This is a genomic window from Sphingomonas sp. NIC1, from assembly GCF_001638925.1.
GTDB lineage: Bacteria > Pseudomonadota > Alphaproteobacteria > Sphingomonadales > Sphingomonadaceae > Sphingomonas > Sphingomonas aquatilis.
On sequence record NZ_CP015521.1, the window covers coordinates 924,984 to 939,224 of the forward strand.

The 14,241-nt window shown below is 66.1% G+C and carries 14 protein-coding genes and 1 pseudogene; 5 read left to right on the forward strand and 10 right to left on the reverse strand.

The features are described from left to right. Window positions 1–28: 28 nt before the first annotated feature. The 6 genes and pseudogenes from A7E77_RS04460 to A7E77_RS17890 form a co-directional block, all read right to left on the reverse strand. Complete coding sequence (locus A7E77_RS04460; RefSeq protein ID WP_053111704.1) at window positions 29–1,429, reverse strand: aldehyde dehydrogenase family protein; 1,401 nt, start codon at window positions 1,427–1,429, stop codon at window positions 29–31. Continuing rightward, a complete protein-coding gene (locus A7E77_RS04465; protein ID WP_053111703.1) occupies window positions 1,426–1,875 on the reverse strand; it encodes a RidA family protein in 450 nt (149 codons plus the stop codon). Before A7E77_RS04465 ends, A7E77_RS04460 begins: the two co-directional genes overlap by 4 nt. Next, the gene (locus tag A7E77_RS04470; protein ID WP_053111702.1) at window positions 1,872–3,101 is read right to left on the reverse strand and encodes an MFS transporter; all 1,230 of its coding nucleotides are present in this window, start codon (window positions 3,099–3,101) and stop codon (window positions 1,872–1,874) included. Before A7E77_RS04470 ends, A7E77_RS04465 begins: the two co-directional genes overlap by 4 nt. A gap of 2 nt (window positions 3,102–3,103) precedes the next feature. Continuing rightward, entirely contained in the window at window positions 3,104–3,400 is a 297-nt protein-coding gene (locus A7E77_RS04475; RefSeq protein ID WP_192930017.1) for a hypothetical protein, read from the reverse strand. 305 nt (window positions 3,401–3,705) lie between these two features. Then, window positions 3,706–4,287 (reverse strand): annotated as a pseudogene (locus A7E77_RS04480) (glycosidase); the annotation flags it as partial. 40 nt (window positions 4,288–4,327) lie between these two features. Further along, complete coding sequence (locus tag A7E77_RS17890) at window positions 4,328–4,582, reverse strand: hypothetical protein (protein WP_063686173.1); 255 nt, start codon at window positions 4,580–4,582, stop codon at window positions 4,328–4,330. Window positions 4,583–4,605: 23 nt separating this feature from the next. Here A7E77_RS17890 and A7E77_RS04490 point away from each other — a divergent pair, with 23 nt between their 5' ends. After that, entirely contained in the window at window positions 4,606–5,130 is a 525-nt protein-coding gene (locus A7E77_RS04490; protein ID WP_226341709.1) for a S26 family signal peptidase, read from the forward strand. A 191-nt stretch (window positions 5,131–5,321) separates the two neighbouring features. Here the strand turns inward: A7E77_RS04490 and A7E77_RS04495 are convergent, their stop codons facing one another. After that, window positions 5,322–6,677 (reverse strand): IS1380-like element IS1247 family transposase, encoded by a 1,356-nt coding sequence (locus tag A7E77_RS04495; protein WP_006473457.1) that lies wholly within the window; start codon window positions 6,675–6,677, stop codon window positions 5,322–5,324. Between the two features lie 125 nt (window positions 6,678–6,802). Between A7E77_RS04495 and A7E77_RS04500 the strand changes: the two genes are divergently transcribed. Beyond that, window positions 6,803–7,558 carry a TonB-dependent receptor gene (locus A7E77_RS04500; RefSeq protein ID WP_063686175.1) on the forward strand — a complete coding sequence of 252 codons (756 nt, stop codon included), beginning with the start codon at window positions 6,803–6,805 and terminating at the stop codon, window positions 7,556–7,558. After that, on the forward strand, window positions 7,507–9,126 hold the full coding sequence (locus A7E77_RS04505) for a TonB-dependent receptor (protein WP_062126827.1): 1,620 nt from the start codon (window positions 7,507–7,509) through the stop codon (window positions 9,124–9,126). The genes A7E77_RS04500 and A7E77_RS04505 overlap by 52 nt, the downstream gene beginning before the upstream one ends. A gap of 213 nt (window positions 9,127–9,339) precedes the next feature. On the opposite strand, the gene A7E77_RS04510 is transcribed toward A7E77_RS04505, so the two are convergent. Then, window positions 9,340–9,708, reverse strand: coding sequence for a hypothetical protein (locus A7E77_RS04510; protein ID WP_053111700.1), 369 nt, complete (start codon window positions 9,706–9,708; stop codon window positions 9,340–9,342). Window positions 9,709–10,182: 474 nt separating this feature from the next. Here A7E77_RS04510 and A7E77_RS04515 point away from each other — a divergent pair, with 474 nt between their 5' ends. After that, window positions 10,183–10,635: a nicotine dehydrogenase subunit S gene (locus A7E77_RS04515; RefSeq protein ID WP_053111715.1), complete on the forward strand. Its 453-nt coding sequence runs from the start codon at window positions 10,183–10,185 to the stop codon at window positions 10,633–10,635. Between the two features lie 40 nt (window positions 10,636–10,675). Continuing rightward, the gene (locus tag A7E77_RS04520) at window positions 10,676–12,874 is read left to right on the forward strand and encodes a nicotine dehydrogenase subunit L (RefSeq protein ID WP_053111699.1); all 2,199 of its coding nucleotides are present in this window, start codon (window positions 10,676–10,678) and stop codon (window positions 12,872–12,874) included. Window positions 12,875–13,077: 203 nt separating this feature from the next. On the opposite strand, the gene A7E77_RS04525 is transcribed toward A7E77_RS04520, so the two are convergent. Further along, complete coding sequence (locus A7E77_RS04525) at window positions 13,078–13,461, reverse strand: YybH family protein (RefSeq protein WP_053111698.1); 384 nt, start codon at window positions 13,459–13,461, stop codon at window positions 13,078–13,080. A gap of 83 nt (window positions 13,462–13,544) precedes the next feature. Next, entirely contained in the window at window positions 13,545–14,042 is a 498-nt protein-coding gene (locus A7E77_RS17260; protein WP_053111697.1) for a helix-turn-helix domain-containing protein, read from the reverse strand. Window positions 14,043–14,241 lie beyond the last annotated feature (199 nt).

A 14,241-nucleotide genomic window follows, 5' to 3' on the forward strand; every position in this document is an offset into this window, starting at 1 on the left:
TGCCTCCCTTCCGAACCTCCAGCGGGGTTCAGGCGGCGGCGTTGATCACCTGAACACGAGTGTACTCGTGCACACCCTCCAAGCCGCCCTCGGTCCCAAGACCCGACTGCTTGACCCCGCCGAAGGGGATGTCCGGATGGATGGCGGTATGCTGATTTATCCAGACGCTTCCCGCGGCGATGCCGCGGGCGAGCCGTCGCGCGCGGTCGAGATCGCGCGTCCAGATCGACGCGCCGAGCCCGTATGCCCCCTGATTGGCGCGAGCGACCGCTTCAGCCTCGTCGTCGAAGCGGAGCAGCGGGACGACGGGCCCGAACTGCTCGTCCGTCACCAGTGGCGCGGCGTCGTCCAGGTCGGCGACGACGGTCGGTTCGATGAAGTAGCCGGGGCGGTTGGCGACGTGGCCGCCGGTGAGCACGGTGCCGGCGGCGGCGGCCTCCTCGATCATGCCGCGGACCTTTTCGAACTGCGCCCGATTCTGAACCGGGCCGAGCGTCACACCCTCCTCGTCGCCAGCGCCGATCCTGATCTCCCGCGTGGCCGCCACGAAGCGATCCCGGAACTCCTCGTAGACGGCTTCGGCGACGTAGAGCCGCTTGGGCGCCGCGCACACCTGACCGGCGTTCAGGAAGACGGTCCCGGCCAGTCCCCGCGCCGCCGCTTCCAGATCGGCATCCGCCAGCACGATGGCGGGATCGTTGCCGCCGAGCTCAAGGGTCACCCGCTTCATGTCCTCGGCGGCGCTCCGCATCACGGACTTGCCGGTCTCGGTCGAGCCGGTGAACGACACCTTCGCCACGTCCGGATGGGACGTCAGGCGCCCACCGAGGTCGTTGTCGTCGGCGACGATGTTGAAGACGCCCCGCGGGAACACGTCCGCAGCCAGTCGCCCAAGCTCGAGCGTCGTCAGCGGGGTCGTCGGCGCCGGTTTCAGGACGACCGTGTTGCCGGTGATCAGCGCGGGTGCGTACTTGTTGCTCGCAAGGATCATTGGGAAGTTCCAGGGCGTGATGCCCGCCACGACGCCCAAGGGGCGGCGCTCGACCTCGTAGGCGCCCGTCGGATGATCCCGGACCTCGGCCTTCAGCTCCACATCGGCGTAGAACCTGATACCTCTGATCGTGGCATCGACCTCGTAGCGCGCCTCGCCCCACGGCTTGCCCTGCTCGCGGACGAGCAGTCGGGCGAAGCCGTCCGCCTCCTCGTCCAGCCGACGAGCGAACTCCAGGAGCCGGTCTCGCCGGACCGCCCACGACGTGGCCGCCCATCCCGGGAAGGCGAGGGCCGCGGCGGCTACCGCGCGGTCGAGCTGCGCCGCATCTGCGACGTGCGCCTTCGCGAACGGCTCACCAGTGGCGGGGTCGATCACGGGGATCGTGCGGCAACCCTCGACGAGCTCACCGTCGATGAGCATCCTGTAAGCGGTCATGACTGATCCTGTCCTAGTGCGTACTGGTTCGTTGCGGCGGAGGCCCTCGCCGCCGGGATGTGGGCCACGCACGTGACCTCCACCTGGATGCCCGGGCTGATGAAGCCGGCGACCTGCACGCCGGCGACCGACGGGCCATCGCATCCCTGGTAGAAGGCTCGTCGGTGCGGAAAGAGGCGCTCGGAGTACTCCTGCCCCGTGCAAGCGTAGTAGATCGTCTCGCTGACGACGTCGGCCGCCGAACCCCCGTGCGCCGCGAGCACCCGCCCCATCTGTCGGTAGACGACCTCGAACTGCGCCGCGGCATCACCCTGGTGGAGCTCGTTTCCGTCGTCGTCGACAGCGGTCAACCCGCCGACGAAGATGAAATCGCCGGCCCGCACGCCGATGGACATGCAGTAGGCGCGCTCCATTTCGGGAGCGAGGTGGAAGGGCGTGAGGCTCATATGCGTCCGGCTCCGATTGACGACGTAGTCCCCGGCGCCCGGGCCGCCACGCGCGCCTGACGGGTGGAGGACACGAGGAGTGCCGCGACCAGCGCCGGCACGGGCGTGACGAGGAACACCGCGGAAAGCGAGGCGCGCGCCAGAACCAGGGTACCGATCGCCGGGCCCACGGACTGCGCGGCCACGTTCACGATGTAGATCATCCGCGTATAGCGGTGTCCCGGATCGTTCTCCGCGGTCATGGACATGTAGAATGCCAGTCCCATGCACCACGCCGATGCGTAGACTGCGAACGCAACGGTGAAGAGAATGGTGGAGTGCGCGCCGTAGATTCCAAGCAGCGAGGCTAGGAAGACCGCCGTGGTGACGGCGATCCAGCGCAGATGGCGCCCGCTCTCGCCGAAGACGATGGGGATCAGGCTTCCTACGGCGGAGAAGATGTAACCAAACGCCATCGCGTTGGCGACCGAGGTCTGGTCCAGCCCGTTCGAGAGCCCGATCCGCTCGATGAAGGCGTAGATCACGTTGACGCTGACGCCGAAGAGAAGAAGCCCCAGCAGCGCGATGCGACCCGCGTCTCGAGCGCCGCCGCGCATCGGCGGCACGTCCTCCGGCAGGACCGGCTCCGACGGACCGTCAAGATCGCGTGGCAGAAGCAGGGCCATGACGGCGCCGAGGCCCAGCCACAGAGCCCCCGAAGCAAGCGCAGCCGCGTCGCCGAAATGGGAACGCAGGCCCTCCAGCAACCAGATCGCGACGGCGGACAGCGACATGCCGAGCGCGAGCCCGGCCCCATAGGCTCGTACCGGGACGACGGCCTGGGCCAGGACGCAGGCCGTGACGGTGGTGATGAGCACCACGCCGAATCCGGATACGAAGCGAACGGCACAAAGGACGACATAGCCGTCCGCGACGGCGGTTAGGGCGTTGCCGAGCGTCGCAACGAGCGAGGCCGCGACGATGATCGTCCTCCAAGCCGCGCGCGGCATGAGGAAGAACCCGGCAACCGCTCCCAGAACGCCCCCGGCCTGATCGACCGACTGCACCAAGCCCGCCTGGCTCAGGGTCAGCCCGAGATGGTCGACGTAGAGCCCGATGAAGAAGGGCGCTATGTCGATCAGGATCAGCGAGAAGGCGTAGAGGACGCATGCCAAAGCGAGAGCGCGGCCACCGACCCTCGCCGGTGCGACGCCGCCTTCAGCCGAGGACGAGAGGGTGGCGACCATGCTCAACGGTCGCGTGCGACGCGCGCAGGGCGCCAGACGAAGAGGAGCGGCAGACGGCCGGAGAACGGGTCGCAGCCGGCGAACGGGCGCTGGTCGGTCGCCGCCGACAGGTCAGGCTGGTACCCCGAAGCGCATCCTTCCACGATCATGCCGTTCCCCGTCCCAAGATGCGAAATTCTTCCGTCGCTTGAGCCGTCCGCGCGCGAGCGGCCGACCCCGAAGGGGAAGGCCGCGATTGAGTCGCGAACTGCTGCCGTGACAATACCCAACCCAGCGACCTCGGCAATGTATTTCTTCAACTGCACATTATTGCAGATCGAGTTCTGCGCCTCCGGACGCCCAGCGCCGCGCCCTTCGTCAGAACGGCGGCGACCGTGGTTATGCAGCGGCATTTTCGAGTCGAGGGAGTCAGCCCGCTAGAGACCGGTCAGCCGGTGGCGCAATCAAGACGGCCGTGTTCATCGTTCATAATTATACGGTCCAATAATTTATTGACCTAGCTCCGATCAGCCCATAGCAATGACCATCCGCCCGGATCCCATCCGGCCCGGACGGTGCTGAACGAAAGATCGTGGAGCCGTCGCAGAAGCACGTGCATGCGCGTGCCTTCCGGGAGGCGGGAGGACCTTAGCGGCATTTCTTCCTCGCCGCCGATCACGTCGGTGGCGGTGGCAAAGGGCGGCTCCGGGGCCAGTTCCAGTTCGTGGCCGTTCGAGATGATGCCTTCGCGGAACGCGACCGAGGAGATGTGCCCCTCGCCGACCGAGCGCAAGCTCATCAGGATGCGCATCGATCCTTCGGGCATGCCTGACTGGTCGAAATGCGGCACCGCACTGGGGTTCATCAGCGCCGCGGCGGCATAGCTGTATTCGTGGCAGAAATAGGCGCCGATCAGCTGGCGCTTTTCATCGCTGATCTCGGTGCCGTCGAGGCCGAGCAGCTCCTCGATTTCGTCGTAGCGCGTCATGAAAACACGCCGCGTCTGCCAGTGGCGCGCCTCAAAATCCTTCAGCACGGCCTCGAGCTGGTCGCGTGCTTCTTCCGTCGACATGGCAAGCACTTCGCCGACCAGGCGTTCGGTCCGGTTGGGTGCGCCGCCCTTGCCGCCCCACGCGATGTGGAACGGGCGGACGACGACGCGGGACGGATCGGCATGCAGCCGCAACCCGTGATTGAACAGATCCATCGCGCTTCAGAACCCTCGTCGACCGGTCGTTATGACGTCGTCACCCGATCGTATCAGGCGACGGCGCGCGATGTCCCTGCCACGCCTTGGGTCGCCTTTGAAACCAGATCCGCCGCGCGGTCTTCGCGCGCGTGCCGCTCCCCGCGGCCGCGCCGAACACCCCGGCCGGTCCCGCGGTCGGTGCGATGCTTCCCCAAGTCTCCGGGAACGTCGCGCCGGCCGCGCCAGGGGCGGCGGTCCCGACCGCTTCGCCGTTCGGGCCTGCGCCGGTCTCGCCGGTCGAGGCGACGGTCACCCAGTCCGCGCCGGGAGGGGTCGATGGCAGCGGCAACTGAGGCGCTGGCGCGGGTCGGTCATGCGGCTCCCACGGCGGTTGACGTCGCCGGGGACCGCGCGGCCCGCAAGGCGCTGATCGTCAAGCGGGTCCGCCAGTGGAGCGCGGTCGCGCTGCTCGGGATCGTGTGGGGCGGCTACAACTCGATCGCCGCGTGGCGCGAGACGCACGCCTTCATGATAAACGCGAGCGAGAGTCTCCCCAACTGGGCGTTCTTCATCCAGCGCGGCCGCGTGCCCGCCAAGGGCGACTATGTGTTCTTCGCGCCGCCCGAGGGCGAGCTGGTGCGCCGCCACTTCGGACCGGATTCGGGACCGTTCGGCAAGCGCGTGATCGGCGAGGCCGGGGCGCTGGTCGAGCATCGCGGGAAATGGGTCTATGTCGACGGCGTCCGCGTCGCGCACATGAAGCCGCGCTCGCGCTTCGGCGAGGTGCTGACGCCGGGACCGGTCGGGCGCGTTCCCGAGGGCTGCTATTATCCTGCATTCCCCAAGTGGCGTGGCGTTTGAGGTGAAGATCGCCTGTATCCGAGCGCTAGACAAGGATTTTCTGCCGCAAGCGGCACCTGCGGTCGCGCAGACTGCTGGATCTGGACGGATCAGACCGCGAAGCCGCTGTTTCCTTGCCCAGGGGCGGCGTTTTTCAGCGCAGCGGACAGATCTGTCCAGCCGCTTTCGTTCAGTTTGAGCGTGGATCGCGATCATGCGCATAGCGGTGGCGCTCGCAATCGGCGGATAGCGGCGAGGATGGCGCGTACCATCGTGCCGGTGACAGCGACCTCGGCCAGCTGGAAGGTGATGGTGCGGGCGTGACGGACCACACGTGCCCCGATCTTGATCAGCTTCAGTTGCAGGCTGGTCAACGACCAGTCGGCCATGGCCTCGGGCAGCTCGATGCAGCGCAAGAAGGTGGCCAGGTTGTACGCCAGGGCGTGCAGTTGCAGCCGCACCTCATTGTCGCGGAACTTCCGGCACGACAGCCGCGTCCAGCGAAAGGCGTATTTGCCCTCTTTGATGTGCTGCTCGGCGGTGCCGCGCTGGTTGTAGAACCGCACCACCCAGTCCGGCTCCATCGGCAGGTTGGTGACGATGAAGCCGACACGCGGGAACAGTTCGCCCGGATGCCATTCGATCTTGGCGATCACCCGGCGTTCCTTGTCCCAGGACGCCGCCTGATACTCGAATTCCTCGAAGAACCGCTTGACCTTGGTCAGTGACGGCCGCCCGACAGGGCGCGTTAGCCGATGCGCGATCTTGTCCTTGAGGACCGCGTTTGCGGGCAGCCGGATGGCGTAGAAGAACCGCGCTTCTTCCAATCGCTCATAGATCGCCGGGATCGCGTAGGCAGCATCGGCCCGGAAGAACCTGCCACCAAGGTCGCGCTCCGCGTAGCGCGCAATGACGGGGTCGAGAACATCACGCCAGCCATCGGCGCTGTGGACGTTGCCATGGCGCAGGGCGCAGCGTTCCAGCATCCCGAACTGGTTGAACAGAAAGTTGGGGTGATAGCAGCTACAGTCGAAATGGCCATTCCAGGCGGACCCTTCCTGGTCGCCATGGGTCGGGCTGACCGAGCTGTCCATGTCCAGAACGATGTACTTCAGCCCGTTACGGTCATGGAACCGGTCGATCCATTGCCCGTTCAGGTCGGCCAGCGCGGCACGGTTCCCGGCCAGAGCCAGCGTCTCGGTCTCGAACCGTCCCATCTGCGATGCCGAGGCCGCTTGTGCATCGACCGCTCTGCCGCCGACAACTTGGCGCATGACCGGATCGCAGGCGAGACGGTTGGCGTCGTTGACATCCTCGTATCCGGCCAGCCGCCCAAAGACTGATTGCCGGAACAGGCCGTCGAGCCGATGGACCGTGTTCTTGCCAGAGCGAGTATCGCGCAGCGCCGCTGACGCCAAATCGGACAACCCGAGCGCGTCATCAAGCTCGCGCATCACCAGAAGGCCGCCGTCGGAACTGAGCTGCGTGCCGCGAAATTCCAGCCGCACGCGAGGGTCGAAATCCACCCGATCTGCCCGTTGCAAGCCCGCACCCTCTGGGTGATCCATGAAACGCGCCCCTCGCAGCCTTCAACACCATGTTTTATATAGGAAATATAATGGTCAGGACAGCGAAATCAGCGCCTTACTTGGGAAATGTGGGCTTAGAAGATCAATTTAGGGGAGAGCTTTTCATGCAAGTTCCATACGCTTCGCGCCTTCCGCTGACGGTCCTCGCGACCGCGCTCGGCACGGCCTCGCCGCTCGCCGCGTATGCCCAGGAGGTCGCCTCCCCCGGAACGCCGTCCGCCGCGGCGGGGCAGGTCGTGCCGACCCCAGCCCGGCCACCGGAAGAAGCCGCCAAGGCCGATCCGGTCGACACCGGCGAGATCGTCGTGACGGCGACAAGGCGCGAGCAGCGAATTCAGGACGTGCCGATCGCCATCTCAGCCATCGGAGCCGAGGCGATCCAGGAGCGTCAGGTCACGCAGGTCTCCGACATCATCAAGCTCTCCCCGAACTCGCAGGTCAGCTACCCCTATGGAGAGGGTGGCCCTCCCAACTTCGTCATTCGCGGCATCTCGTCGACCGACTACTCGCCGAACCAGAGCAAGCCGATCGCCATCTACGTCGACGAAGGCATCCGCAACCTGCAGGCATTCGAGTCGATGCCCGTCTTCGACGTCGAGCGCGTCGAGGTGCTGCGCGGTCCGCAGGGGACGTTGTACGGCAAGAACGCGACCGGCGGCGCCGTCAACATCGTGTCGATCAAGCCGGGCTTCACCCCGGAAGGCTATGTCACCGCGAGCTACGGCAACTTCAACCGCGTCAGGCTGCAGGGCGCGGTCCAGGCGCCACTGGTAGACGGCGCCTGTCCATGCGGGTGGCGGGACTGTACGTGCACGACGATGGAGTCTTCCGGAATCTCGCGCCGGGGGCCGGTGACCTGAACCAGACAGACCTGTTCGCGATCCGCGGCGCTCTGCAGTTCGAGCCCTCGCCAGACTTCGAGGCGACTCTGCGCTACAATCACGTGAGCAGCGGCGGACGCAACTACGCCCCGATCGCCGCCAACATCGACTTCAACGATCCCGCCATCCTTTTCCCCGGCAACAATCTCGCCAGCCTGCCCGGCTCGAACAGGAACGGCCTCGGCTTCTTCGAAAGCTCTCTCTCCAGAACCCCGAAGCGCGATATTCGGATCGACGGCGTCAATCTGGTCATGAAGTGGAACGCCTCCGAGACGCTCACCTTCAACTCCGTGACTACCTACGATTGGGGACGGTGGATCGACGTCGTGGACTCCGACGGGCTCGAGATCGCCGTCGAGAGCCCGTTCGTGACGCGTGGCAAGAACCTGAAGCAGTTCGTTCAGGAGTTCCGCCTCGCCACCTCCTTCGCCGGCCCATTCAACCTCCAGGCCGGCGCCATGTACACCAACGACAGCGCCGACGCGGGGTTCGACTTCCGCCTATTCACCGATCCAGGCTGCGGCGCCGCCTGCAGCACGGGTCTGACGCCGACCGGCCGCGGACTGACCCAAACGAACGACTTTCTCCAGAAGCGCGACAGCTACTCGGCCTACCTACGCGGGGAGCTCGAGATCGCGACGGACCTGACGGTCACCGGCGGCGTTCGCTTCAGTCGCGACAAAGTTGCGGTTCGGAACTACAACGCGTTCCTGGGCGATACAGCGGACCAGTTCGCGGTCACGACGATATCCAACGTCTCGGATCGGCGAACCTTCAACAACACGAGCTTCGAGGCCGGGGTCAACTGGAAGCCCGTGAAGGAGGTGCTCCTCTACGCCTCCATGCGCGAGGGATACCGCACTGGCGCGGTGAACGCCCAGGCGTTCAGCGATCCCTCGGAGGTGAACTTCGCGCCTCCCGAGACGGCGCGAACCTTCGAGGCCGGCTTCAAGTCGACCCTTCTTGATCGAGCTCTCACTATCAACGGGTCGCTGTTCCAGACCGACTACAAGAACCAGCAGGTGATCGTACCCGAGGGCCTGCTCCTGCCACTGCGCTCGATCAGCGAGGCTCGGGTCCGCGGCTTCGAGGGCGAAGTGACCGCCAAGCCGACCGATCGCGTGACACTGGGTGTCGGCGTTGGCGTCCTCGATCCGAAGTACGGCGCCGAAGCCGTGGTCACGGGCACGAGCGGCATAGACGTCGCGGGCAACCAGATCGCGAACTCGGCGAGGTTCAGCCTAAACCTGAACACCAACCTCGTGCTGGCGAAGCTCGACGACGCCACGGTCGAATTCAACGCCGACGGGGTATACACATCACGCGTCTTCTACGACATCGGCGAAGTCCTCTCGCAGGAAGGCTACTGGCTGGCGAACGCCCGCGTCGCCTACAACGCGGAGCGCTTCTCCGTCGGCGCGGGCGTGAAGAACCTCTTCAACGAGAAGTACGTCTCCTATGGCCTGCAGCTGCGCGCGCTCGGCTTCGACTTCCTGCAGCGCGGCGTTCCCCGCATGTACAGCGCCGACGTGACCTTCCGCTTCTGATGGACGAAGGCGTTCGGGACGGTGTCACGGCCGGAGGCGCAAGCGCCGCGGTCGCGACACCGTCCCGAGCGCATCCGGCGACGACGCGAACGCTCCTCTCGACAGCCGCGTCACGCGAGATCACGAGCAGGGCACCGTCAGATCGGACCTCGCCGCCACACCGCCGGTCTGACGCCGCCAGTCCGAAAGAGACGCAGGTCGCGTCGGCCGACGTCATTCCATCTTCGATCCCGGCGCGATCCTCGTAGCCGCCCTGCCGAAGGTCATCTCCCGTGGGGACAGCCTCCCGTCGCGTGTGGCATCGAGGGCCGCCGGCGGACGGGCCTTCAGCTCCCGCAGCGTCAGGAACCCGTTCCGATCGCGGTCGAGCCTCCGGAAATTCGCGACCGGCATGCCCTGCATCCGCCACTCGGTGCGTGAGACGCGACCATCCCGGTCGGCGTCCACCTTGGCAATCAGCCTGTGCGGTTCGACGGGCTTCCGGGACGCCGGACCGTTGGCGGTCGCTACCGTCTCCGCCATGACCCAGAGCGCGATTCCGAGCGCCGGCCGGCGCCCAGACCAGTCGAGAAGATGAACCATAAGAAAGCGCTCCTTTCCCCTCAGACGACAACGCACGGGGGATCGCAGGGGGTCATGGGAAATTCCGCCGCCAAGGATTTATTTCGTCACCCAAGCGCGGCGCCCCTTCCCGACTGGCGGAGTTCGAATGCCCGAAGCCGCCATAGCGCGGGCAGAGATCGGCATCGCAACGTTACGATGTACCACTTAGCTAAATTATTCACTCGAATAATAAAGTTGACGTTGCCGAAGGCGCGTGCTCCAAGGAAACTCCGATCGAAGCGAAACCGCCGTTCGGACCGGTTGGATCGGCGACGACGTACGCCCCGCTTTTGGCCAGCAACCTCGAGGGTGCGGCGGTTGCAGCGGCCATGCGATAAGGACTGCTACGGGAGAGGGTAGGATGACGATAATTCACGCACCATCGCGAACGCCCCGCCGCGGCGTCGGCACCGCAATCGCCGAACCGACGCGAGGAATGGCGTCGCCGCGATGATGGTCTTGCTGAAGATTAACGGGGCCTCCGTGAATGTCGACGTCGACGACGACGAGCCGTTGCTCTGGGTTCTGCGCGACAAGCTCCGGATGAAGGGAACGAAGTTCGGCTGCGGCATCGGGCAGTGCGGCGCCTGCACGGTCATTGCCGACGGGCAGGCCACGCGTTCCTGCTCCCTGGCGGCGACCGCGGCGGCGGGCCTCGACATCACCACAATCGAGGGCCTGTCGCAAACCGGCGACCAGTACGTGCAAAAGGCGTGGCAGGATCTGCGGGTCCCGCAATGCGGCTACTGCCAATCCGGCATGATCATGGCCGTCACATCCCTCCTGTCCAAGAAGGCATTTCCGACGGACGACGAGATCGATCGGGAGATCACCAACATCTGCCGCTGCGGCACCTATGACCGCATCCGTGCGGCGATCCACGCCGCCGCGAACAGTCGGGCCTGACGCCCAGATGCGAACCGATCGTCGTTCCCTTCTGAAGTCGATGGCCGCTGTGTCGGCCGGCGTGGTGTTCCCGGTGGCGATGTCGGGGTGCCGGGTGGACGACTTCGGTCCGGCCGGACCGGTGGAGCTCATCTCCTGGGTGGTCATCGAGCCCAATAACACCGTGCGCATACGGATCCCGCAGAGCGACATAGGACAGGGCGTGATCACGACCCTGTCGCAGGTGCTGGCCGAGGAGATGGACTTGGACTGGTCACTGGTCCGACCGGAATTCTTCGACCCGCTGACCAACCTGCGTCGCGGCAACGTCTACGTCTACACCTGCACGGAGAGCAGCTGGTCCGCCGACAGGCTGTTCGACCCCATGCGGATGGCAGGGGCACAGATCAGGCAGATGCTGCTTACCGCGGCGTCGCGGAGGTCGGGCGTCCCGGTCGACGAGCTCAGGACCGAGAGCAGCAGCATCATCTCCGCCGGCGGCGGGCGCCAGAGCTACGCGGAGGTCGCGCTCGCGGCCTCCCGGATCCGGCCGCCGCCGCCTTCGAAGATCAAACTGAAGCAGTCGTCCGACTACCGCCTGATCGGCAAGCCGATCAGGCGCCTCGACCTCACCCCGAAGACGACCGGAGCGCTTCGCTACGGCATCGACGTGGAGCTCCCGGGGATGCTCTACGCCGCCGTGCGGCAGTCGCCAGTCTACGGCGGAAAGCTCGTCTCGTGGGACGAGGCAGCGATCGCGGGCATTCCCGGCGTTATCAAGGTTGTTCGGATCGCCGGAGGCCCCTGCGGACTCAACGGTCCCCTCGCCGACGGCGGCGAGGACTATGGCATGGACGATGCCGTGGCCGTTGTCGCCGACAGCTTCTGGCGGGCGCGCAAGGCTCTGCTCGCCCTACCGGTGCAGTGGGACGAGGGCGAATTCGCGACCGCCAGCAGCGAAGGCATCATGGCGGACCTGAAGCGACGCGTCGGGCAGGCGCAGCCGGTGGTGCGTGAGGCGGGTGAATTCACGCAGGCGATCGGGCGTGCGGCGCAGGTGCTCGAGGCCGACTACTCGTACCCGTTTATGGACGCGATGCCGTTGGAGCCACTGAACTGCACCGCGTGGCTGCGGCCTGACGGTCTGCAGGTGTGGGCCTCGACGCAGTTCGCGCAGGACGCCCACCGGCTGGCCGCCGTCACGGCGGGCCTGCCGCCGGAGAAGGTCCAGTTCAACCTACCCTACGTCGGGGGAGGTTTCGGCCGGCGCTGCCAGAACGAGTACGTGTCACAGGGCGTGCAGATCGCGAAAGCCGTTCCCGGGAGACCGGTCAAGCTCGTCTGGACACGCGAGGAGATGATGGCGCGTGGCTATCCGCCCCCAATCACCGTCTCGCGGTTCAAGGCCGGCCTAGACGAGAACGGCAAGGTGATAGCCTGGTTCAACCGCGTCGTGAGCGGCACCGCTCCGGACCAGAGCTACGGTCCCGCCCGCCTACCCCACTACATTCCCGATCTCCGCATCGAGTACGCGCGGACGAAGACGCCGCAGCCGTTCGGCTGGATGCGCGGCGTGGCGTTCACCCAGCATGTGTGGATGAACCAGGGCTTCCAAGACGAATTGGCCGAAGCCGCCGGGCGCGACCCGGTCGAGCTCTACATGGAGCTGCTCGACGAGACGACCGTACCCTTCGATCTGAAGGACCGCGACATCGCCGTAGGCCGCATTCGCAACATGCGGGACGTGCTGACCCGGGCCGCCCGGATCGCGCGGTGGAGCGAACCGCTGCCGAAGGGTAGAGGCCGAGGGGTGTCCGTCAGCGATTTCAGCTACTGGGTGACGTACAGGACAGGTACCGCTTCGGCGGTCGTCGACGTGACGCTGGACGGCCGGGGCGGGATGCAGGTGGACCGCGTCGTCGTGGTCCTGAATTGCGGCCGCATCCTCAATCCCGAGGTCGTCCGTGGCCAGGTCGAGGGCAGTGTCTTCTGGGCGATCACGACGGCGCTTTACGGCGGGATAACGCTTAAGAACGGACGCGTGGTGCAGCGTAACTTCCAAGACCATGACGTGGCGCGGTTGGCGACGGCCTGCCGCGACATCCACGTCGAGCTCGTCGAGAGCGACGAACATCCCGCCGGGGTCGGCGAGGACGCGGTGCCGATTGTGATGACGGCAATGCTGAACGCAATCCGTCGCGCCGGCGGGCCGCGGGTCCGTTCGCTACCCCTGTCCGACCACGACCTCTCGTTCACCTGAAGCCGGAGATGTCGAGCGCCCGTCAGACGCAACCCCGCGCGGCGTCACGTTGCGGGTTCGGCCGATCTCGAACGACGTGCGCCCCCTTTGGTGATCATGTGCAACGACACGATTGTCCGTTGGGCCGACCGGGTGCCGGCTCTCGGAACCGTCGACGCCCCCCATGCCCCGTGGGCTATGGGGATCGCGTAGACGTCCGCAGCCTATCCCCCGGTGCGGACCGCGAGCGTGTCCGCCTTGCAGAAGGCATTCTTCGAAATCAGCAGACCCTGCCTGAACCGCAGTATGTCCAAACCGTCGATCGACGAGCTCGACCCATCCGACGCTTGCATCGACATCGTCCACGTCACCAGCGCGCGCTGCTCCGTCTCATCCAGGATCGTCGACGAAACGTCGTAGCTCACCCGCCCAAGCGTCCCATCGAAAATCGACTTCAACGACGCCCCGATCGCGTCGACGCCCTCGTGTTCGAAGCCGTTCGGGTCGACGTAGACAGCGTCGGGTGACAGAAGACCCAGCATCCGGTCGTAGTCGCCGTCGTTGAAAGTGCCCATGAAGGCGGCGGTGTTGTTCGAAAGCTCGGACATCGTAGGTTCCTCGTCGTTGATGGTGAACGGCCACGAGCCTCGGCGGGCGAGGCGTGCCCTGGGGGCGGTAGGGTGCGCGATGGTCAGGATGCCAATCCGCCACCGTCGTCACCGAGACCGAGTCCGGCGCGGAATGCGCGAGGCGAGCAGTTGGCCCACCTCTTGAAGGCGTTCCGGAAGTTGCTGACCTCGGTATAGCCGAGCCTGTCTGCGACATCGCAGATGGTCAGGGAGCGATCCGCCAGGCAGTGTCTGGCGAACGCGAACCTCACCTGCGCGAGCGTGTCCGCGTACGTCGTCCCGAGCTCATGAAGCCTGCGCCGGAGAGTGCGCCCGGACAGACCCAGCTCGCGCGCGATGTCGCTCTCGGCCGCATCGAAGCGCGGTCCCGTCAAAACGATCCTCTTGAGTCTCCGCACGAGCGGCGGATCGCACGCGTCGTCGCCAATAACCGGCATGTCGGACGGTACGACCGCATCTGCAGGGCATGCAGCACCAATGCCGCGTACACCCACCGCCTCGAGAACCTCTGGACGCGACTTGACCGGCGGGGCCGCCTCGGCCCGCGCAAGCGACCACATGGGCCAGCACGTGGAGCCGTCGGGGACGATCCTCCAAGTTCCAGCCAGAGGCCGTTCGCCCTCACGCTGGCGTTCGTGCGGGAGGACCCTAGCGCGTGGACCGGGCGCATGCGGCCTGCTCGCTGCTGTCAACGCCATCTAACGGCTCCTCTCTTCTGCTCCCATCCACACTGATCCAGCCGCCGAATGGACTCGTTCG